At 75.0% G+C, this 18,993-nt stretch carries 20 protein-coding genes; 13 read left to right on the top strand and 7 right to left on the bottom strand.

The genetic code is table 11. The features are described from left to right. Positions 1 to 20 precede the first annotated feature (20 nt). The 4 genes from ACIBK9_RS34925 (at position 21) to ACIBK9_RS34910 (ending at position 3,150) form a co-directional block, all read left to right on the top strand. Positions 21 to 797, top strand: a complete 777-nt coding sequence (locus ACIBK9_RS34925; RefSeq protein ID WP_397162881.1) for a class I SAM-dependent methyltransferase — start codon at positions 21 to 23, stop codon at positions 795 to 797. Positions 798 to 918: 121 nt separating this feature from the next. Further along, the gene (locus ACIBK9_RS34920) at positions 919 to 1,650 is read left to right on the top strand and encodes a class I SAM-dependent methyltransferase (protein WP_397162880.1); all 732 of its coding nucleotides are present in this window, start codon (positions 919 to 921) and stop codon (positions 1,648 to 1,650) included. Between the two features lie 66 nt (positions 1,651 to 1,716). After that, positions 1,717 to 2,607, top strand: a complete 891-nt coding sequence (locus tag ACIBK9_RS34915) for a LysR family transcriptional regulator (protein WP_397162878.1) — start codon at positions 1,717 to 1,719, stop codon at positions 2,605 to 2,607. A 57-nt stretch (positions 2,608 to 2,664) separates the two neighbouring features. Further along, a complete protein-coding gene (locus tag ACIBK9_RS34910) occupies positions 2,665 to 3,150 on the top strand; it encodes an ester cyclase (protein ID WP_397162877.1) in 486 nt (161 codons plus the stop codon). A 73-nt stretch (positions 3,151 to 3,223) separates the two neighbouring features. Here the strand turns inward: ACIBK9_RS34910 and ACIBK9_RS34905 are convergent, their stop codons facing one another. Genes ACIBK9_RS34905 through ACIBK9_RS34895 form a run of 3 tightly spaced genes read right to left on the bottom strand, consistent with a single transcriptional unit; the run spans position 3,224 to position 4,934 of the window. Beyond that, a complete protein-coding gene (locus ACIBK9_RS34905; RefSeq protein WP_397162875.1) occupies positions 3,224 to 3,883 on the bottom strand; it encodes a DUF3618 domain-containing protein in 660 nt (219 codons plus the stop codon). Beyond that, entirely contained in the window at positions 3,880 to 4,272 is a 393-nt protein-coding gene (locus ACIBK9_RS34900; protein ID WP_397162874.1) for a phage holin family protein, read from the bottom strand. The genes ACIBK9_RS34905 and ACIBK9_RS34900 overlap by 4 nt, the downstream gene beginning before the upstream one ends. Further along, the gene (locus ACIBK9_RS34895; protein WP_397162872.1) at positions 4,269 to 4,934 is read right to left on the bottom strand and encodes a hypothetical protein; all 666 of its coding nucleotides are present in this window, start codon (positions 4,932 to 4,934) and stop codon (positions 4,269 to 4,271) included. The genes ACIBK9_RS34900 and ACIBK9_RS34895 overlap by 4 nt, the downstream gene beginning before the upstream one ends. A 254-nt stretch (positions 4,935 to 5,188) precedes the next feature. Here ACIBK9_RS34895 and ACIBK9_RS34890 point away from each other — a divergent pair, with 254 nt between their 5' ends. The 5 genes from ACIBK9_RS34890 to ACIBK9_RS34870 all read left to right on the top strand — a co-directional run bounded on the left by ACIBK9_RS34890 (position 5,189) and on the right by ACIBK9_RS34870 (position 11,104). Beyond that, positions 5,189 to 7,456, top strand: coding sequence for a catalase (locus tag ACIBK9_RS34890; RefSeq protein WP_397162871.1), 2,268 nt, complete (start codon positions 5,189 to 5,191; stop codon positions 7,454 to 7,456). Between the two features lie 127 nt (positions 7,457 to 7,583). Continuing rightward, positions 7,584 to 8,225, top strand: a complete 642-nt coding sequence (locus ACIBK9_RS34885; protein ID WP_397162869.1) for an RNA polymerase sigma factor — start codon at positions 7,584 to 7,586, stop codon at positions 8,223 to 8,225. Next, the gene (locus ACIBK9_RS34880; RefSeq protein WP_397162868.1) at positions 8,218 to 9,258 is read left to right on the top strand and encodes a hypothetical protein; all 1,041 of its coding nucleotides are present in this window, start codon (positions 8,218 to 8,220) and stop codon (positions 9,256 to 9,258) included. Before ACIBK9_RS34885 ends, ACIBK9_RS34880 begins: the two co-directional genes overlap by 8 nt. Then, entirely contained in the window at positions 9,255 to 10,175 is a 921-nt protein-coding gene (locus ACIBK9_RS34875) for a hypothetical protein (protein ID WP_397162866.1), read from the top strand. Before ACIBK9_RS34880 ends, ACIBK9_RS34875 begins: the two co-directional genes overlap by 4 nt. A gap of 59 nt (positions 10,176 to 10,234) precedes the next feature. Next, positions 10,235 to 11,104 (top strand): GNAT family N-acetyltransferase, encoded by an 870-nt coding sequence (locus ACIBK9_RS34870; RefSeq protein ID WP_397162864.1) that lies wholly within the window; start codon positions 10,235 to 10,237, stop codon positions 11,102 to 11,104. Between the two features lie 17 nt (positions 11,105 to 11,121). Here ACIBK9_RS34870 and ACIBK9_RS34865 read toward each other — a convergent pair whose 3' ends face one another. Then, positions 11,122 to 12,234 carry an ABC transporter substrate-binding protein gene (locus ACIBK9_RS34865; RefSeq protein ID WP_397162862.1) on the bottom strand — a complete coding sequence of 371 codons (1,113 nt, stop codon included), beginning with the start codon at positions 12,232 to 12,234 and terminating at the stop codon, positions 11,122 to 11,124. A gap of 213 nt (positions 12,235 to 12,447) precedes the next feature. Between ACIBK9_RS34865 and ACIBK9_RS34860 the strand changes: the two genes are divergently transcribed. Further along, positions 12,448 to 13,893 (top strand): multicopper oxidase family protein, encoded by a 1,446-nt coding sequence (locus tag ACIBK9_RS34860; protein WP_397162860.1) that lies wholly within the window; start codon positions 12,448 to 12,450, stop codon positions 13,891 to 13,893. On the opposite strand, the gene ACIBK9_RS34855 is transcribed toward ACIBK9_RS34860, so the two are convergent. Together ACIBK9_RS34855 and ACIBK9_RS34850 are read right to left on the bottom strand one after the other, a co-directional pair. Then, complete coding sequence (locus ACIBK9_RS34855; RefSeq protein ID WP_397162858.1) at positions 13,880 to 14,677, bottom strand: hypothetical protein; 798 nt, start codon at positions 14,675 to 14,677, stop codon at positions 13,880 to 13,882. The genes ACIBK9_RS34860 and ACIBK9_RS34855 overlap by 14 nt on opposite strands. A gap of 87 nt (positions 14,678 to 14,764) precedes the next feature. After that, entirely contained in the window at positions 14,765 to 14,986 is a 222-nt protein-coding gene (locus ACIBK9_RS34850; protein WP_397162856.1) for a DUF3072 domain-containing protein, read from the bottom strand. A 170-nt stretch (positions 14,987 to 15,156) separates the two neighbouring features. On the opposite strand from ACIBK9_RS34850, the gene ACIBK9_RS34845 reads away from it, so the two are divergent. Beyond that, positions 15,157 to 16,110 carry a helix-turn-helix domain-containing protein gene (locus ACIBK9_RS34845; RefSeq protein WP_397163087.1) on the top strand — a complete coding sequence of 318 codons (954 nt, stop codon included), beginning with the start codon at positions 15,157 to 15,159 and terminating at the stop codon, positions 16,108 to 16,110. Between the two features lie 9 nt (positions 16,111 to 16,119). Here ACIBK9_RS34845 and ACIBK9_RS34840 read toward each other — a convergent pair whose 3' ends face one another. After that, the gene (locus tag ACIBK9_RS34840; protein ID WP_397162855.1) at positions 16,120 to 16,809 is read right to left on the bottom strand and encodes an NUDIX domain-containing protein; all 690 of its coding nucleotides are present in this window, start codon (positions 16,807 to 16,809) and stop codon (positions 16,120 to 16,122) included. A gap of 235 nt (positions 16,810 to 17,044) precedes the next feature. Here ACIBK9_RS34840 and ACIBK9_RS34835 point away from each other — a divergent pair, with 235 nt between their 5' ends. Continuing rightward, entirely contained in the window at positions 17,045 to 17,953 is a 909-nt protein-coding gene (locus tag ACIBK9_RS34835; protein WP_397162853.1) for a hypothetical protein, read from the top strand. A 64-nt stretch (positions 17,954 to 18,017) separates the two neighbouring features. Next, complete coding sequence (locus tag ACIBK9_RS34830) at positions 18,018 to 18,989, top strand: helix-turn-helix domain-containing protein (RefSeq protein ID WP_358296920.1); 972 nt, start codon at positions 18,018 to 18,020, stop codon at positions 18,987 to 18,989. Positions 18,990 to 18,993 lie beyond the last annotated feature (4 nt).

Genomic DNA, 18,993 nt, shown 5'->3' with positions numbered 1-18,993 from the left:
GGGGCGGGGAAGGAGAGCGCGTGGAGCCGGACGAACGGCTACGTCACAGCTCGTCATTCGGAGCCGCGGCGGCCGCCTACGCCGAGCACCGGCCGGACTACGCGCACGCCGCCGTGCGGTGGGCGCTGGAGGCGGCGCCCGGGCTTCGGGTGCTCGACCTCGGGGCGGGAACCGGCAAGCTGACCGCGACGCTGGTCGAGCTGGGCGTCGAGGTCGTCGCGGTCGAGCCCGACCCGGCGATGCTGGCCGAGCTGCGCCGGGCGCTGCCGGACGTCCGCGCCCTGCCGGGCAGCGCCGAGGCGATCCCGCTGCCGGCCGCGTCCGTCGACGCGGTGCTGGCCGGCAACGCCATGCACTGGTTCGACATGGCCGTCGCGGGGCCCGAGATCGCCAGGGTCCTGGCTCCCGGCGGCGTCCTGGCCGGTCTGTGGAACGTGCTCGACGACGGCGTCGACTGGGTGGCCGGGCTCGCGCGGGCCGGCGGCGGCGAGGCGGTCGGCCCGCGCGACACGCCCGCCGCCTGGCGCGCCGAGACGGCCGGGATGCACCTGCCCAGGTCGGGCGAGCCGCGGTTCGGGACGCCGGAGCAGGAGCAGTTCCCGCACGGCCAGCGCCGCACCGCCGACTCCCTCGCCGAGACGCTCGCGACCAGGGCGGGCATGCTCGTCATGCCCGAAGGGGAACGCGCGGCCCGGCTCGGCCGGATCCGCGCCTACCTCGCCGGCCGGCCCGAGACCGCCGACGGCGAGTTCACCCTGCCGATGCTGACCGCCGTGTTGCGCGTCCGGCGGTTGTGAAGACGTCCGAGCCAGGGCCGTGAAGAGGTTTCACCTGCCGATCGATCCGAAAACAACGATCAAGCGGCCTCCCGTCGGACGGTGACGGCCGGGAAGGCGGTGCCGAATGTCCGGAGCGCCGTTGTACGACACCATCGGAGCGGCCTACACCACGACGCGGCGCACCGATCCGCGCATCGCCGAGCGCATCTGGGCCGCGCTCGGCGACGCCCGGACCGTGCTGAACGTCGGCGCGGGCACCGGGTCCTACGAGCCGCCCGATCGTTACGTCCTGGCCGTGGAGCCGTCGGCGCTCATGCGCTCGCAGCGCCCGGCGGAGGCGGCGCCGTGCCTGGCCGGGTCCGCCGAGCGCCTGCCGTTCGACGACGGGGCCTTCGACGCCGCCATGGCCGTCTCGTCGGTCCACCACTGGCCGGACGTGCTCGGCGGGTTGCGCGAGATGCGGCGGGTCGCCCGGCGCGTGGTGGTGTTCACCCACGACACCGGCGACGCCGGCTGGCGCGACCGGTTCTGGCTGTCCCGCGACTACCTGCCCGAGGTCGCCGGCCTCGTGGCAGGCCGGCCCTCGGTGACCGAGCTGGCGGCGGCGATCGGGGCCCGGCTGGAACCCGTGCCCATCCCGTGGGACTGCGCCGACGGCCTGTTCGAGGCCTTCTGGCGCCGGCCGGAGGCGTACCTGGAGGAGGACGTCCGCCGCGGGATGTCGGTCTGGGCCAGGCTCGGGCCGGACGTCGAGCGGCGCGCGGTGCGCGAGCTGCGTGCCGACCTCGCCTCCGGCCGGTGGGCCGCGCGCAACCGGGACCTGCTCGAACTCGACGAGGCCGAGCTCGGCCTCCGCCTGCTGATCGCGTAGCCCGGACCGGCGGCCTTCCTCAGCGGTCGCGGAATGCGTGAGAGGTCTTCATCCGTTGTCGCCGCCGTGGACGATCTCACCCCCGCGGAACTCCGCGTCCTGGTCGCCGTCGACGGCGAGGGCAGCGTCACGGCGGCCGGCGTACGGCTGGGGCTGACCCAGTCGGCGGTCTCGCACGCCCTGCGCGCCGCCGAGCGGAAGATGGGAGCCGTGCTGTTCCAGCGGGGCCGCGCCGGCGCGCGGGCCACCGCGGCGGGGCGGGCCGCGGTCGGGCACGCCCGGCACATCCTGCGGCTCATGGAGGTCATGCGGGCCGACACGCGCGCCGCCGCCCGCGGCGAGGCCACCGGGACCATCCGGCTGGCCGCCTTCCGCAGCGCCGCCTTCCACCTGCTGCCGCGCGTGCTGGTCCGGTTCGGCCGGCGGCACCCCAAGGTCACCGTGGACGTGCGCGTCGTGCCGGACCTGGGCAGGGGCATCGCCGGCGAGGTGGCCGACGGCCGGGCCGACGTCGGAGTCCTGACCCTGCCGATGTACGTGGACGGCCTGGTCTGCAAGGAGCTGTACGAGGAGCCGTACGTGCTGGCCCATCCGCTGGGCCATCCGGACCCGCGGTCGCTCCCCATGATCGACTGGCACGAGAACTGCTCGGGCGAGACCCGGCGCTGGCTGGCCGCGCAGGAGTGGATCCCGCCCGGCGACATCACGGTCGAGGACGACGGCGTCGTCATGTCGATGGTCGGGCACGGGCTCGGCGCGGCGATCGTGCCCCGCCTGTCCACGGTGGACGCCCCGGCCAGGGTCGCCACGGCCGAGCTCGGCGAGGGCGCCCCCCGCCGCCGGGTGGGCTACGTCACCACCCGCGAACTGGCCGGCTCCGCGCTGATCCGCGACCTGCTCGGCGAGCTGCGCACCCTCCGCGCGCCCGCGGCCCCGGCGGCGACCCCCCATCCATGAGCCGCTGCTGACGACCGTTTGGCGGTGCGCTGCCCTGGTCCGGGTACGGTCCCTGGTATGGAAGAGGTGCCGCCGCCGACGGACGACATTGTGCGCCGGCTGATCGGCGCCGCCAACGCGCACGACGTCGAGGCGGTGTCGCGGTGCTACGCGCCGGACGCGGTCGTCGTGAGCCCCGAGATGGAGGCGGGCGGTCGTGAGGAGATCGCCTCCTATTTCACCCAGATCTGGGACGGCTTTCCCGACCTGCACTTCACGCTGTGGGAGACCGTCGCCCTGGGCGACACGATCGCCACCGAGCTGACGGCGACCGGGACGCACTCCGGCCCCTACCTGACGGTCGGGGGCGAGGTGCTGGCCGCGACCGGCCGCCAGATCACCGTGCGGGCCTGCTGGTTCTGGGACCTGCGCGACGGGCTCGTCTCCAGCCAGCGCCTCTACTACGACCAGCTGGAGATCTACTCCCAGATCGGCCTGTGCCTGCCCCTGGCCTTCGAGCCCCCGGACACCGGAGCCACGGAGGAGGCCGGGGACGCCAGGTGACCCGCCGGACAAGGGCGCAGGCCCTCACGGCCTGACGCGGCTGTGAGGGCCTGGGCACGTCCCGGGCGGGCGTCTAGCGGTGCCCGCCCACCTGGCGGGCCTGCTCGCGGGCCTGGTCGGCGGTGGCGGCGGCCGCCTCCGACGCGCTGTCCTTCACCTGCTGGACGGCCTGCCCCGCCAGCTCCTTGGCGTCCTGGCCGAGCTGCTGCGCCGACTCGCGACCGACTTCCACGACCGGCTCCAGCACGTCGCCGACCTGCTCGCGGAGCTGGCCGACGGCCTGCTCCTCCGCCTCGGTTGCGGGGATGAGCGTGGCGGCCAGCAGACCGGCGCCGAAGGCGATCAGCCCGGCCGCCAGGGGGTTGCCCTGGGTGCCCCGCCTGGCCTGCTCCGGCGCGGCCCGTACGGTCTCGGCGGCCACGTGGGCGCCGTGCCGCACGGTGCCGGCCGCCTGGTGGGCGCCCTCCAGCACCGCGTGGCCGGCCTGGTGTGCCCCCTCGCCCACCGAGCCGGCGGTGGCGGCGACGCCGTGCCGCGCCCGTCCGGCGGCATGGGACGCGCCGTGGGACGCGGCATGGGAGGGGGTTCCCATCACCCGCTCCCGCAACGATCGCGCCGCCTCCCGCACCCGTTCGGTACGGCGGCGCGCGATCCGCGCCGGGCTCGTCCGGTCGGCCAGCCGGTCCACGTCGGCCGCGAGTTCGGCCCTCGTGGCGGCGATCTCGTTTCTCACTTCCTCAGGTCGCGTGCCCATTGCGCGTCCTCCTTGAGCGTCTCGATGGTCTGCTCGGGGCTGGGGTTGATCTCGCGCAGCCGGTTGCGCCCGTTGACGTACAGCACTCCGCCGATGACCGCCCAGACGACCGCGAGAACGAGCGCGGCCCAGCCCAGGCCCATCACCTCGCCCAGGCCGAACATGACGGCCAGGGTCACCAGCAGCGCGATCATGTAACCGGCGAAGCCGGCGCCGCCGAGCATCCCGGCCGCCTTGCCCGCCTTGGTCGCCTCCTGGCGGAGCTCGATCTTGGCCAGCTCCACCTCCTGGCGGAACAGTTTGGAGATGTCCTCGCCGATCTCGCCGACCAGCTGGCCGAGCGTCGGTTCCTCGGGCTGCGCGGTCATGGCAGGTCACTCCCGGCGCCGTAGGCGGGAGCGGCGGGGGCGGCCGGTGGCGTGGTGAGCGGCGGCACCGGGCGGGTGTCGTCCTGCCCGAGGGGGTCGCCGAGCGGCCGGTGCAGCGGTTGCGGCGGCGCCGTGCCGGGTTGCTCGACGCTCGGCAGGGTGGGGTCGGCGGGCGGCGGCGGGACCGCGGGCTGGGAGGCCGTCCCTGAGCTGTCGCCGGAGGCCTTGATGACGCGGCCCACCAGGAAGCCCGCGGCCAGGGCGCCGGCCAGGAACGCGGCCGGGCGGCGGCGGGCGAAGCTCTGCACCTCGCCGACCACCCCGGCCAGGCCGTGCCTGTCGAGGTAGTCGGCCGCGCGCCGGCCCTGGTCGGCGGCCTGGCGTACGACGTTGGTCACCGGCGAGTCGGGCTTGGCCTGCTCGTGCATGGCCGACAGGTCCTCCGACCACTCCCGCAGGCTCTGCGCGGCACGCCGGCTCTGCTGCTCGGACTGGGCGCGCACCCGGTCGCGCAGCTCGTCGACGGCGTTCCTGGCCTGGGCCCTGGCCTCGCCGGCCACCTGGACGCCGGCCTCCCTGGCGGCCCCGGCGACCTCCTGCGCGGCGGCCTTGCCCTGATGGAGCGTTCCCTCCCGGCCGGTCCCCGTCGGGTATTCACTCATGGGTGCCCTCCTCGTGGGATTGATGCCGCCTGTGGCTACCCGGACGGCCTCCGCCAAACCAAGAACACCCCAACGCAGGGCAAAGAACGCGAAAAGCGGATCGGCGTCCCGCGCTGCTCCGGAAGCGCTCCGAGCGGGTTCGCGCGGGGTCGCGAACCGCCCTGAAGTGCGACTATTCGCGTTATACGGCTGAGCATGGGTAGGGAGGCGCCAGACCTGGTCAATCCGTTGTGGCCCTTCCTAAGGAACCAAGCATGAACGAGTCGCACCCGCTCAAGTCCGCCGTGGAGAAGGTCGTCGGCGCCGTCACCGATCACGACGCCGCGCAGCAGGCCGAGATCCCCGGCGTGCCCAGCAGCCTGCCGCCCCAGCTTGAGGAGCCGACCGAACCGCGGGAACCGCTGCCGCCCAAGCCGGACCAGACCGGGCCCGAGACCGTCTCGCCCACCGGGCAGCCGACCGGCGCCTCGCAGGACCAGATGGCCCAGGGTGGCGAGTACCTGACCACCGCCCAGGGGGTGCGGCTGCGCGACACCGACCACTCGCTGAAGGCCGGCCCGCGCGGTCCGGTGCTGCTGCAGGACCACCACCTGCGCGAGAAGGTCATGCACTTCGACCACGAGCGCATCCCCGAGCGGGTGGTGCACGCCCGCGGCGCCGCCGCCCACGGCGTGTTCCAGGCCTACGGCACCGCCTCGAACATCACCAAGGCGGCCTTCCTCGCCGAGGGCGCCAGGACCCAGGTCTTCGTCCGCTTCTCCACCGTGCTCGGCTCGCGCGGCTCGGCCGACACCGTCCGCGACACCCGCGGCTTCGCCACCAAGTTCTACACCGCCGAGGGCGTGTTCGACCTGGTCGGCAACAACATCCCGGTCTTCTTCATCCAGGACGGCATCAAGTTCCCCGACGTCATCCACGCCGGCAAGCCGCATCCCGACCGGGAGATCCCGCAGGCGCAGAGCGCGCACGACACGTTCTGGGACTTCGTCTCCCTGCACACCGAGGCCACCTTCCACACGATGTGGAACATGTCCGACCGCGGCATCCCGCGCTCGTTCCGCATGATGGAAGGCTTCGGCGTGCACACCTTCCGCCTGGTCAACGCGGCGGGGGAGACGACGCTGGCCAAGTGGCACTGGAAGCCCAAGCTCGGCGTGCACTCGCTGACCTGGGAGGAGGCCCAGATCGCCGGCGGCGTCGACCCCGACTTCCACCGGCGCGACCTCGCCGACGCCATCGAGGCCGGCGCGCACCCGCAGTGGGAGCTGGGCATCCAGGTCTTCCCGGACACGCCGGAGCAGATGTTCGAGGGCATCGACCTGCTGGACCCGACGAAGATCGTGCCCGAGGAGCTGGCCCCCGTCCACCCGGTCGGCCTGATGACGCTCAACGCCAACCCGTCGAACTTCTTCGCCGAGACCGAGCAGGTCGCCTTCCACGTCGGGCACCTCGTGCCGGGCATCGACATCACCGACGACCCGCTGCTGGCGGCGCGGCTGTTCTCCTACCTCGACACGCAGATCACCCGCCTGGGCGGCCCGAACTTCGCGCAGATCCCCATCAACCGGCCGCACGCGCCGGTCAACGACATGCTGCGCGACGGCTTCCACCAGACGGCCGTCCACCGCGGGGTGGCCCCGTACCGGCCGAACTCCCTGGACGGCGGCTGCCCCTTCCAGGCCGGCGCCGAGCAGGGCGCCTACGTCGAGGTGCCGCTGGAGGTCGCCGGACGCAAGGTGCGCGAGGCGCCCGCGACCTTCTCCGACCACTACAGCCAGCCGCGGCTGTTCTGGCTGAGCCTGTCCCCGGTCGAGCGCGAGCACCTGATCAGCGCCTACACCTTCGAGCTGGGCATGTGTTACGAGCAGGCGGTCAAGGAACGCCAGCTCCGGGTGCTGGCCAACATCGACCCGGTCCTGTGCCGGGAGGTCGCCGACGGCCTCGGGCTGCCCGCCCCCGAGCCCACCGTGCCGCTCGCCGACCCGGCGCCGAGCCCGGCGCTGTCGCAGGTCGGCCGGGAGTGGCCGCTGGACGGCCGGATCATCGGCATCGTCGCGGACGAGACCAGCGACCTCGGCGTCGTGGGCGCCGTCCGCCAGGCCGTGCTCGACGGCGGGATGACGCCGCTCGTCATCGCGCCCAAGGGCGGCATGCTGGGCGGCACGCTGGCCGTCCAGCGCACCTTCGCCACGGCCCGCTCCGTCGAGTTCGACGCCGTGCTGCTGGCCGGGGCGCCCGCCCCGGGCGACGACGCGTACGGCGCCCGCGACGCCAAGGCCGGCGACGGCGGCACCCCCGTCGACCCGCGCGTGCTGCTCCTGGTCGGCGAGGCGTACCGGCACGCCAAGGCGGTGGGCGGCTGGGGCACGGCCGCGCAGGCGCTGCAGGCCGCGGGGATCCCCGCGCAGGCGCCGGGCGTCGTCACCGGCCAGGACGGCGAGGGGGTGCTGCGCGACGCGCTCGCCCTGCTGCCCCTGCACCGGGTCTGGGACCGCTTCCGCGTGCACCCCGACGTGGCCTGAGCCAGGAGAACCGCCCGCCCATCGCGCGCCGCGACGCCATGTCGCGGCGCGCGACGCGTGTTCCGGCCGGGCGCGATGCCGCCACCCCGGCCGTGAAAGCAGATCGCCCCACCGGTGGAGTAGGGGTGTGACTGCCCATTCGACGGCCCATTCGACGGCCCGTCCGACGGTCCGGAACGGCACCGGCCCGCCGGCGGCGATCAGCGACGAGGCCCTGCTGGAGCTCTCGCGCCGCCGCCCCGAGCGGTTCGGCGAGCTCTACGACCGGTACGTCGGCGAGATCCACGCCTACCTGGGCCGCCGGCTCGACCGGCAGGCCGCCGACGACCTGACCGCCGAGGTCTTCCTGGCCGCCTTCAGCAAACGCGCGACGTTCGACCCCCGGCGCGGCACGGTCCGACCCTGGCTGTACGGCTTCGCCGGCAACCTGATCGCCCTGCACCGGCGCACCGAGGCCCGGCGGCTGGCCGCGTTGCAACGCAGCGCGGGCGCGCACGAGGAGCCCGAGCACGGCCACGAGGAGCGCGTCGTCATCCGCGTGGACGCCCAGAGCGAACAGGGCCGGCTCGCCGCCGAGCTGCGCGCGCTGCCCGACGGCGACCGGGACGTGCTGCTGCTCAGCGCGCTGGCCGAGCTGAGCCATGAAGAGGTCGCCCAGGCCCTCGACATCCCGTACGGAACCGTCGGCTCGCGCCTGTCGCGGGTGCGCAGAAAACTTCGGGCCGCCCTCGGCGGCGTCAACCCTTTGCACGGAGGCTCGGATGGATGACTACCGGGCGGTCCGGGACCTGCTGCCCGCACCGCCGCTGCGACCCGAGATCGAGCGGGCCGGCCGCGCCCGGCTGGACGCCGCCGTCGCCCGGGAACGCCGCCGTCCGGCGGGCCGGACCACAAGGCGGCGCGCGTGGGCGGTGCTCCTGGCCGCGGCCGCCGCCGCCGCGATCGCCGTCCCGCGGCTCATGCCCACGCCGGACGGGCCCGCCCGCCCGGCCGCGCTCACCCAGGCGGACGGCAAACGGTTCCTGCTGGTCGCGGCGGACTCGGTGGCCGCGCTGCCGGACGCGGGCGCCTGGTGGGGCGGCACGGAGGTGCGCGGCCGCCTGTTCCACGAGCCCGGCGGCCGGTACGTGCTGCGGGAGAGTGAGTCGGTCGAGACCTGGATCCCGGCCGACCCCGAGGGCCTGACCTGGTACCGGAAGGTCCCGCAGGGGATCGTGCCGGCGACACCGCAGGACGAGGCCGCCTGGGCCGCCGACGGCTCGCCCACGTCCTGGACCTTCGACCAGCCGGCGGAGGACGGCCGGACCGGGGTCGTGCGGGCCCGGCCCGGCCCGCCGCGCACCTGGTCCACCGAGGACTGGGACTTCCGCGTCCTGACCGCGAGCAAGCCGCTGACCAAGGCCGGCGAGGTGCCCGACACGCCGGAGGCGCTGCGGACGTACCTCGGCTCCGACGACCGCGCGACCGTCGACGCGGCGGCGCGGCTCCTGCTGTTCGCGCCGGTGACGAGCCGGACCAGGGCCGCCGCGTACCGGCTGCTCGCCTCGCTGCCCGGCGTCACCGCCGTCGGGCCGGTGACCGACGTGCTGGGCCGCGCCGGTCAGGCGGTCGAGTACGACGCCGGCGAGTTCGCCCCGACCGCCCGGCCGGGCGCGGCCAGGACCCGGCTGGTGATCGACCCGGTCTCCGGCAGCCCGCTTTCCGTCGAAACCCGTTCCGCTGCCGACGGCCTGCTCCTGACGTACGTAGCGATCAAGGACAGCCGCTGGGCGGACGTCAACCCCTTGAAGGAGAACCGATGAGACACACCCGTGCCCTCGCCGCCGCCGGTCTGGCGCTGGCCGCCGGCATCGCCGGTACCGCCGCCGCCACCGCCGTCCCGGCCTCGGCCGACGCGCCCAAGGGGGCGTACTGGCGGGTCGAGTCGATCCGCACCAGCGTCCATCCCCGCCCGGTCGGCAGCGGCTACCACCTGACCCAGCGCAACGTCAGCACCCACTGGTCGTCGCCCGACGGCAAGGGCTGGAACGGGTACCGCGACCTGGGCGCCAGGCCCGCGACCGCGAAGGACGATGCGGCCTGGCGCGCCGACGGCTCGCCGACGAGCTGGGCGTACCGGACGGAGGGCATGAAGATCCGCCTGTCCACCGCCCCCGGCAAGGGCACCCTCGTGGCCGAGAAGCGCCCGCCCGGCTTCCGGCTGGGCGACGAGAAGTACGTGAGCCCCCGGCAGCTCCAGTCCCTGCCCGCGGACGCCGAGGGGCTGCGCGCGTACCTCACCGCCGACGTCGACGCCTGGATCGACAAGGCGGCGCGGGAGGCCACGACCACCGACCCGAAGGCGCGCAAGCAGGACTGGCTGGACCATCGCGACCGGTACGTCGCCGAGGAGGCCGTCACCCTGCTGTACGCGGTCCCGGCTCCTGACAAGGTCAGGGCCGCCGCCTACCAGGTGCTCAGGACCACCAAGGGCGTGGACGACCTGGGCGACGCCAAGGACCCGCTCGGCCGCTCCGGCCGGAAGCTGGCGCTGCCGGTTCGCGCGGGCAAGGGGGCGGTGCTGCGGCAGCAGTACGTCGTGGACACCACGGCCATGACGGTGCTGGCCGAGTACACCGACCTCAAGGACGGCGGCAAGCCCGTGCTCGGCAAGACCGGCGTCACGACGATCACGGCGGCCTGGACCGACGACCGGCTCGCGGCCCCGCGGGTTCCCTAGCCGCCCTGCCGCGGGAAATCCGGGTGCGCAGGGCGGGCCGGATGGTGTCTGATCGGGGGATGACGATCGAGACGGGCCGGCCGGGGATCGACGGGCTCGGCGACGTGGTGCGGCTGCTGGGGGAGTGGCAGCGCGAAGGAGAGCCCGTGCAACTGCATCCGGGCGACCTGGGATGGTTCTGGCGGTTCGGCCAGGGGCGCACGGCGGCGGCCACCCTGACCTGGAGCCGGGCCGGGCAGGTCGTCGCGGCCGGGCTGCTGGACGGCGCCGACCTGCTGCGGCTGGCGTTCGCGCCGGGGGCGGCCCAGGACGAGGAGCTGGCCCGCCGGGTGGCCGGCGACGTGTCGGAGCCCGCACGCGGGGTGCTGCCCGAGGGGCGGGCGTACGTCGAGTCGCCGCCGGGCGCGCTGGTCCGGGACCTGTTGCTGAAGGACGGCTGGGCGGCCGACGACCCGTGGACGGTGCTCGGGCGCGACCTCGGCGCGCCTGTCCCGGATCCCGGCGTGCACGTCGAGGCGGTGGGGCCGGAGCAGGCGCCCGAGTGGGCCGCCGTCATCCGGGCGTCGTTCGACGGCTCGACCTTCACCGAGGAGCGCTGGCACGCGATGGCGGCGGGCGTCCCGTACGCCGGCGCGCGGTGCCTGCTCGCCCGCGACGACCAGGGCGCGGCGGTGGCGGCCGTGGCGGTGTGGTCGGCCGGTGCGGGCAGGCCGGGGCTGATCGAGCCGATGGGGGTGCACCGGGACCACCGGGGGCGCGGGCACGGCCGGGCGATCACGGTCGCCGCGGCGCGCGCGCTGCGGGAGGCCGGCTCGTCCAGCGTGCTCGTGTGCTGCCCGAGCTCCAACGCCGGTGCCGTCGCCACCTACCGGTCGGCCGGCCTCGAACGGCTGACGGATAGACACGACGTGTCCCGCCACCCCTCCTGAGGCGTCCCGCGTGGCGGTCAGGCGGTGTGCAGGGTGCGGAAGCGCGCCGGGTTCGCCGGGTCGCGGTCGGCGACCTGGATCGGGGGCCAGGCCCACTGCCAGACGCCGATGCCCGGCGCGCGGGAGAACCGGATCGGCCCCCGGGTGCCCTCGACCGCGACGTGCGGCCAGGATCCGGCGACGGCCGCGCGGTCCACGCCGTGCGACCGCAGCGCCTCGGCCACCACGGTGGCCGTGTCGTAGCCCTCGAAGGCGACGAACGACGGCGTCGCGGCCAGCCGCTCGCGAAGGGCCGCCGCCACCCGTACGCCCAGAGGGCTCAGGCTCTCGGGCAGGTAGCGCAGGAACGGGATCGCGGCGCCGTCGTCGCCCAGCGACTCGGCCCACCCCGGGAACTCCGGCTGCCCGGCCGGGGCGCCGATCAGGGTCCCGGCCAGGCGCCGGTCGCGGCGCACGGCCCGCACGATCGGCACCGCCGGCTCCGGGTGGCCGACCAGGAGAAGCAGCGCCGTCGCGCCGTCGCGGGCGAGTTCGTCGCACACGGCCGCGGGGGTGAGCGCGGTCATGTCCAGCTCGGTGACCGTGCCGCCGCGGGCGGCGAGGCGGTCGCGCAGGACGCCGAGCCCCGACGCCCAGTAGACGCTCGGCTGCGTCGCCACCGCGACGCGCTCGTGGCCCGCGCCCAGAAGGAAGTCGGCGAAGATCCGCCACCCGCGCGACTGCGCGGGGGCCAGGCGCGCGACCCACGTCGCGGGCTCTTCGGTGAGCGCGTCGAGGACCGCCGAGGAGCAGAGGAACGGCAGGCCGACGGCCTCGGCACGGGCGGCGGCGGTCCGGGCGACCACGCTGTGGTACTCGCCGGTCAGCGCGGCCACCCCGAGCCGGGCCAGCTCGTCCACGGCCGCCGCCGCCTTCCGCGGATCGGCGGCGGTGTCCCGGACCACCAGCTCCAGCGGCCGGCCGCCGATGCCGCCGGCGTCGTTGACGTCCCGCACGGCCAGCTCCAGCCCGGCGAGCAGGTGGCGGCCCGCCTCGACCCAGCCGGGCGGGGTGAGCGGGGCGAGCGCGCCGATCCGGACGGACGGCCCGCCGGCCCGCTCGGCCCCCGGCTGCGACGACGGCGTGCTCATGCGCATGATCTCCCTGGACGTGATGATCCGATGGCCCAGTATGCCGGGATCGCGGCGTCGCGACGGCGCCGGGGCCGGGGTGCGGGCCGTCCCCGGCCGGAGTACGGCGATCTTGAACCGCCCGCCGCGCGTGGCGTCGTCCTTCCGCGGTGACTCTCCGTTATTTTGCGAGATGGATGAGGGGGATCCGTAGTGACTGATTCGCGTGGGACCGTGTCCCGCAGGTTGTTCGTCAGCGGCATGTTCGCCGCCCTGGGCGCCGTTCCGTCGGCCGCCGCCGGAGCGTCCGCGGGGCCGTCGGCGGGGCCGTCGGCGGGGAGGGCCGCCGAGACGGCCGGCGGGAGGGTGCTGCGGGCCGCGCCCGCCACCGTGTCCCTCGGCGGACGGACGGTGTCCACCTGGGCCTACGACGGCCTGCTGCCCGGCCCGACCATCCGGGCCACGGCCGGCGGCACCGTACGGGCCAGGCTCGTCAACGACCTGCCCGCGCCGACCACCGTGCACTGGCACGGCATCAGGATCGCCGCCGACATGGACGGCGCGCCCGGCCTCTCGCAGCGGCCGACCCGGCCCGGCGGGACGTTCGACTACGTGTTCACCGTCCCCGACCCGGGCACCTACTTCTACCACTCCCACGTGGGCATGCAGAGCGACCGCGGCCTGTACGGCCCGCTGATCGTGGAGGACCCGTACGAGCCGCTCGGGTACGACCAGGAGTTCACGGTCGTCCTCGACGACTGGCAGGACGGCGTCAACGGCACGCCCGACGACACGCTGCGCGCGCTGAACACCACCCCGCACGACGACACCCTGAGCAGCCACGTCCTCGGCGGCACGTCCGGGCACGCGCGCTACCCGTACTACCTGGTCAACGGCCGTACCGCCGACGAGCCCACCATCTTCATGAGCCGTCCCCGCGTGCGCGCCAGGTTCCGGGTGATCAACGCGGCCGCCGACACCGCCTTCCGGGTGGCGCTCGGCGGCCACCGCCTGACCATCACCCACACCGACGGTTTCCCGGTCAAGCCGGTCACCGTGGACACGGTCGTGATCGGCATGGGGGAGCGCTACGACTTCGTCGTCACGCTCGACGCGGGGGCGTTCCCGCTGATGGCGATGGCGGAGGGCAAGGCCGGGCGGGCGTTCGCGGTGGTGCGCACCTCGCCCAGCGCCCGCACGCCGTCACCGGACGGCGCCGTGCCGGAGCTCCAGCGGCGGCAGCTCGCCTACCAGGACCTCCAGGCGCGCCGCCGTGACCAGCTGCGCCCGCCGTCCAGGACGGTCACCGTCACGCTCGGCTGGCGTCAGGGCACCTCCGGCAGCGAGTGGCCCATGAACGGGCACCTCGGCGACGACCCGCTGCGCCTGCGGGTCGACCGGGGCGAGACGATCAGGATCGTCATGCACAACGACACGCACATGTGGCACCCGATGCACCTGCACGGCCACACCTTCCAGGTCCGGACCACCGAGCGCGGCGGGCCGCGGAAGGACACCGTGAACGTCATGCCGTACAAGCGGATCAGCATCGACGTGCACGCCGACAACCCCGGCGAGTGGATGTTCCACTGCCACAACCTCTACCACCAGGAGCAGGGCATGATGGGCCTGCTCGGCTACGGCAGGCCCCCGAAGCGCCGGCACGTCATGAGCCACTGAATGAGCCACTGAATGAGCCGCTGAATGAGCCGCTGACCGGCGCCCGCGCGGTCGTGTGCAGGTAACCGGCGACGGCGGCCAGCAGCGAGGTCCCCCAGAGCAGGAAGACCGGGTAGGTCCCGGCGAATCCCCAGCTCCCGTCCAGGACCTCGGCGCCGCCGCCGGGCGCGCACCCGCGGGTGACGCCGAACGCGAGGCAGCTCGTCATCATCGCGCCGTACTGGCCGACCAGCATGCCCACGGCCGCCGCCGGGACCGCCGCGAGCGCGCGCGGCACCCGCCGTCCTCCCACCAGGGGCACCCAGCGCGGGACGATCTGTCCCCATCGGGCGATCAGTCCCAGGGTGAGCAGGCCCCCGGCCACCGGCCCGGCGACGAGCAGCACCCAGAACACCGCCGAGCCGCCCAGCCCGGCCAGGCCCGCGCGGGAGCCCTCCGCCACGCCCAGCGGCAGGCCCAGCCCCCACAGCAGGTGCGGCACCGAGAAGCCCAGCATCGGCAGGACGGCCGCCGTCCAGGTCGCCGCCCTGGCCCAGCGGGCGGGCCGGACCGTCCCGTCGGCCCGCCGCCGGTGCGGCCGCGCGGCGGTACGCGTCCCGAAGCGGACGGCCGCCAGCGCCAGCAGCACCCCCAGCGCGGCGAACAGGGACTGCCGGGCCAGCGCGGGGTCGTCGAGCTTGCCGAACGCCAGCCGCATGACCAGGTTCCCCGGCGCCACCAGCACGAGCGCGGCCGCCGCCGTCCAGCCTGCGGCCAGCAGCGCGGGCCGTGTGAGTGATCTCATGGCCGCCCACGGTAGGCCGCGCGGCCCGCCGGCGATCTCCCTCCCGAGGGGGAACCGCCTCCCCCTCGCGGGCCGGCGCCCGGCGGATCAGCCGGCGCCCTCCTGCGGGGCGCCGGACGCGCGCAGGCGCTCGCTGTTCTCCTGGAGCTCGTCGATCAACCGGGACGCCTCGGCCTTGCTCAGCCCGCCGGGCACCTCCCTGCCCGCCTCCCTGGCCAGGGTGTGCAGGTAGGACTCCTGCGGGCCGGTCATGGGCTCGTCGCCGGTCGTCCACTCGTCGGGGTCCTTCTCCACCGGTCCGTGACTCATGCTGACTCTCCTCGAACTCACGTTCTCCTGGGGCAGCACGCCATGCCCGAACAAGCGCGCCGCAAACGCGAGGTCGCCCGCCGGTGGTCCGGCGGCTCTGTCCGGGCACTCGCCTGACCGGCGGCGGAAATGCCCGGGTCCGGGAAGTTCCTGCCATACTGGCGGGCGTGATGCGCAGGGTCGCGGCCGTGGTCGGGGACCTGGTCGCCGCGTTCGAGCTCGGGATCGTCTGCCAGGTGTTCGGGCTGGACCGCACCGACGACGGGCTGCCCGTGCACGACTTCGCGGTCTGCGCGGCGGAGCCCGGCGCCATCCCCACGACCTCGGGGTTCGCCGTCCACGTCGAGCACGGGCTCGACCGGCTCGCCGAGGCGGACCTGGTGGCCGTCCCGGCCTGGCCGCGGCTCGACGCGCCCGTCCCCGCCGCCCTGCTGGCGGCGCTGCGGGAGGCGGTCGGGCGCGGCGCCAGAGTGCTGACCGTCTGCACCGGCGCGTTCCTGCCGGCCGCCGCCGGGCTGCTCGACGGCCGGCGCGCCACCACCCACTGGCAGTTCGCCGACCTGCTCGCCCGCCGCCATCCCCGGATCACCGTCGAGCCCGGCATCCTGTACGTCGAGGACGGCCCCGTGCTCAGCAGCGCCGGAGCCGCGGCCGGGATCGACGCCTGCCTGCACCTCATCCGGCTGGAGTACGGAGCCGCCACGGCCAACGCCCTGGCCCGGCGCCTGGTCGTACCGGCCCATCGCGCCGGCGGGCAGGCCCAGTACGTCGAGGCGCCCATGCCGCCGCAGCGCACCCCGTACGAACTGGCGGAGCTGCTCGACTGGATCCAGGAGCACCTCGACCGGCCGCTGACGGTGGAGGCGCTCGCGACGCGCGCGGCCATGTCGCCGCGCACGTTCGCCCGGCGGTTCAAGGACCTGACGGGCACCACCCCGCACCGCTGGCTGCTCGAACGCCGCCTCCAGCTGGCCGAGGAGCTGCTGGAGACCACCGATCTGAACGTGGAGGCCGTGGCCGTCCGAGCCGGGTTCGGCGGCGCTGACACCCTGCGCCACCACTTCGCCGCCCGGCGCGGCGTCGCCCCCGCCGCCTACCGCCGCGCCTTCCGCCGCCTGCCGTGACGCCGATCCCTACGGTCGCGCCACGGGCTGGTCCGGCGTGCGGGCGGGGGAGAAGGGGCCGCTCAACGCCGCCCACTGCAGCAGCATGATCGTTTTGGCGTCGGCGATCTCGCCCCGCCGGATCAGGTCGAGGGCCTGGTCGAAGTCGAGCTCCACGACCTCGATGTCCTCGCCCTCCGCCGCGACCCCGCCGCCCGCCGAGGTGCGGGTCGCGGCGCTGTACGGCGCGGCGTAGAAGTGCAGGCGTTCGGTCACCGACCCCGGGCTCATGTAGACGGAGAAGACCGGCTCGACCTCGCCGACGGTGTGGCCGGTCTCCTCGGCGGCCTCGCGCCGGATCGCCTCCTCCGGCGCGTCGTCGTCCAGCAGCCCGGCCGCGGTCTCCAGGAGCATCCCGTCGGGGTGCCCGTTGACGTAGGCGGGGTAGCGGAACTGCCGGGTCAGCAGGACGGTGCGGCGGGCGGGGTCGTACAGCAGCACGGTGGCGCCGTTGCCGCGGTCGTAGGTCTCCCGCTGCTGGGTGCTCCAGCGGCCGTCGGCGTGCTGGTAGTCGAAGGTGGTGGTGCGCAGGACGTACCAGTTGCAGGCCAGCAGCCGCACGTCGCGCACCCGCACCCGGGGGTTGCCGGTCAGGTCGCGTCCCGCCTGGTCCAGGCCGGTACGGCCACGCCGGTCGGGCACGTCGAGGCCCGCGGTCACGACGACCGTCCACGCCCGGCGGACGCGCCCGCCGTGGGGAGGTGGCAGCCGGGAGGAACCGGCCTGTCCGCCGCTCTGCCCGCGCGGGCAGGAACGGGCTGTCGTGCCGATCGTGCCGTCATGTCGCCCTTTCGTCAGGGGTGCCGGATCCCGGTCACCGAGTATGGCAGGAAATTCCCGTATATGAGCAGTACTGCCACTGCCTCGCGATCCCCCTCCCGCGCAGACTCGGACCATGACCGCAAGCGCGTACCCCCGTTCTCCGCTCGTGCCCTCCTTCCCGCTGCCCGGCCAGGGGAAGGAGCGTCACGCCGTCGCCGTTCCGGCGCCCGGTCGCGGGCCGCAGCACTGGGCCGGCGCGCCGAGCGCCACGCTCGACGCCGACGGCACGTACGTCCTGGCCTACCGCGTACGCGCCGGCGGCGAGGACCACAACGCGGTGGCCCGCTCCACGGACGGCGAGCGGTTCACCACGGTCGCCGTCCTGCCGCGCGGCCGCTTCGGCGCCGCGATGGTGGAACGCCCCGCCCTGGTACGCCTGCCGTCCGGCCGGTGGCGATTGTACGTCAGCTGCGCCACGCCGGGGACCAGGCACTGGTGGATCGGCGTCGTCGAGGCGGCGTCCCCGGAGGGCCTGGCCGGGGCGGACGTCCGGCCGGTGCTCACCGGCGACGCCCGGACCGGCGTCAAGGACCCGGTGATCCGGTACGACGGCACCGGATGGCGGGCCTGGATCTGCTGCCACCCGCTGGAGACGCCCGGCGCGGAGGACCGGATGAGCACCGCGTACGCCACCAGCCGCGACGGGCTGAACTGGCGGCCGCACGGCACCGTCCTCACCGGCCGCCCCGGCTTGTGGGACGCCCGCGGCGCCCGGCTGACCAGCGTCCTGCCCGACGGCCGGGCCTGCTACGACGGACGCGCCTCGGCGGCGGAGAACTGGCGCGAACGCACCGGCCTCGCCACGCCCGCCGGCGCGACCGGGGCCGGCGAAGCGCCGCTGCTGGCGCCGGTGGACGGGCCGCCGGTGGCCGACGTCCGCTACCTCGACGTGCTCCCGCTCCCCGACGGCGCCCACCGCCTCTTCTACGAGGCCCGGCTCCCCGACGACAGCCACGAACTGCGCACCGAACTCGTGACGTGACAGGCCCGGCCGTCGCCCCGGCGGCCGCTCTCTACAATGGCCGGGTGAATCTGGATCGGGCCGTGTGCGGCACGTGCTGAGCGCGGCGGGGCTGGGCGCGGAGGAGGAGGCCGCCTACCGGCTGCTGGTCAGGACCACCGAGGTGGAGTCCGACGCCCTGGCCGAGGAGCTGGGCGTGCCGGCCGAGGTGGCGCGGCAGGCGCTCGGCTCGCTGCTGGCCAAGGGCCTGGCGCGCGCCGTCGCTGGCGAGCCCGGCCGGTTCACGGCGGTCGCCCCCGACGTCGCGCTCGCGGCCCGGCTGCACCGGCGGCAGGCCGAGGTCGACCGGGCGCGGCACGCCATGGAGCAGCTCACGGGGGAGTACCTGGCGCACGCCAGGCGGCGCGAGGCCGCGCAGCTCATCGAGGTGATCACCAGCCGGGCGGCGCTGCGCGAGCAGCTCCGGCTGCTCCAGGACGGCGCCCGGCACGAGGTGCTCAGCCTCTGCCGGGCCGGGCACGTGGCGATGAGCTCGCAGGAGAACGGCGAGGAGCTCGCGGCGCTGCGGCGCGGCGTCGGCTACCGCGTCATCTACGAAGGGGCGTTGCTGGAGGAACCCGGCATGCTGGTCAACCTCGCCGACGGCATCACGCTGGGGGAGCAGGCCCGCGCGCTGCCCGTCCTGCCGGTACGGATGATCATCGCGGACGGCGAGCTCGGCGTGCTCCCGCTCATCCAGCACACCGACGGCCTGACCCAGCTCACCGCCGCGCTGATCCGGCCCAGCAGCCTGCTCGACGCCCTCAAGGCCCTGTTCGAGAGCCTGTGGGAGCGGGCCACCCCGGTCAGTCTCACCAACCCGGGCAGCCCGCTCGACGCCGACCATCTCTACCTGCTGTCGCTGCTGGTCGCGGGTGTTCCGGACAAGTCGATCGCCACCCAGCTCAAGATCTCCCAGCGGACGGTGCAGCGCAGGATCGCCTACCTGATGGAGCGGGCGGGTGCGCAGACCCGGATGCAACTGGCCTGGCACGCCGCCCGCGAGAACTGGCTCTGAGCGA

Source organism: Nonomuraea sp. NPDC050227 (assembly GCF_044459705.1).
GTDB lineage: Bacteria > Actinomycetota > Actinomycetes > Streptosporangiales > Streptosporangiaceae > Nonomuraea.
Note: the sequence above shows the minus strand (reverse complement) of the source record. Positions and strands in the feature narration are given on the sequence as shown.

What these genes read in the sequence shown, in the direction of transcription:
- ACIBK9_RS34910 (WP_397162877.1), top strand. Translation starts at nt 2,665, where the DNA reads ATGGAAGAGGTGCCGCCGCCGACGGACGACATTGTGCGCCGGCTGATC.
- ACIBK9_RS34900 (WP_397162874.1), bottom strand. Translation starts at nt 4,272, where the DNA reads ATGACCGCGCAGCCCGAGGAACCGACGCTCGGCCAGCTGGTCGGCGAG.
- ACIBK9_RS34895 (WP_397162872.1), bottom strand. Translation starts at nt 4,934, where the DNA reads ATGAGTGAATACCCGACGGGGACCGGCCGGGAGGGAACGCTCCATCAG.
- ACIBK9_RS34890 (WP_397162871.1), top strand. Translation starts at nt 5,189, where the DNA reads ATGAACGAGTCGCACCCGCTCAAGTCCGCCGTGGAGAAGGTCGTCGGC.
- ACIBK9_RS34880 (WP_397162868.1), top strand. Translation starts at nt 8,218, where the DNA reads ATGGATGACTACCGGGCGGTCCGGGACCTGCTGCCCGCACCGCCGCTG.
- ACIBK9_RS34875 (WP_397162866.1), top strand. Translation starts at nt 9,255, where the DNA reads ATGAGACACACCCGTGCCCTCGCCGCCGCCGGTCTGGCGCTGGCCGCC.
- ACIBK9_RS34870 (WP_397162864.1), top strand. Translation starts at nt 10,235, where the DNA reads ATGACGATCGAGACGGGCCGGCCGGGGATCGACGGGCTCGGCGACGTG.
- ACIBK9_RS34865 (WP_397162862.1), bottom strand. Translation starts at nt 12,234, where the DNA reads ATGAGCACGCCGTCGTCGCAGCCGGGGGCCGAGCGGGCCGGCGGGCCG.
- ACIBK9_RS34855 (WP_397162858.1), bottom strand. Translation starts at nt 14,677, where the DNA reads ATGAGATCACTCACACGGCCCGCGCTGCTGGCCGCAGGCTGGACGGCG.
- ACIBK9_RS34850 (WP_397162856.1), bottom strand. Translation starts at nt 14,986, where the DNA reads ATGAGTCACGGACCGGTGGAGAAGGACCCCGACGAGTGGACGACCGGC.
- ACIBK9_RS34845 (WP_397163087.1), top strand. Translation starts at nt 15,157, where the DNA reads ATGCGCAGGGTCGCGGCCGTGGTCGGGGACCTGGTCGCCGCGTTCGAG.
- ACIBK9_RS34835 (WP_397162853.1), top strand. Translation starts at nt 17,045, where the DNA reads ATGACCGCAAGCGCGTACCCCCGTTCTCCGCTCGTGCCCTCCTTCCCG.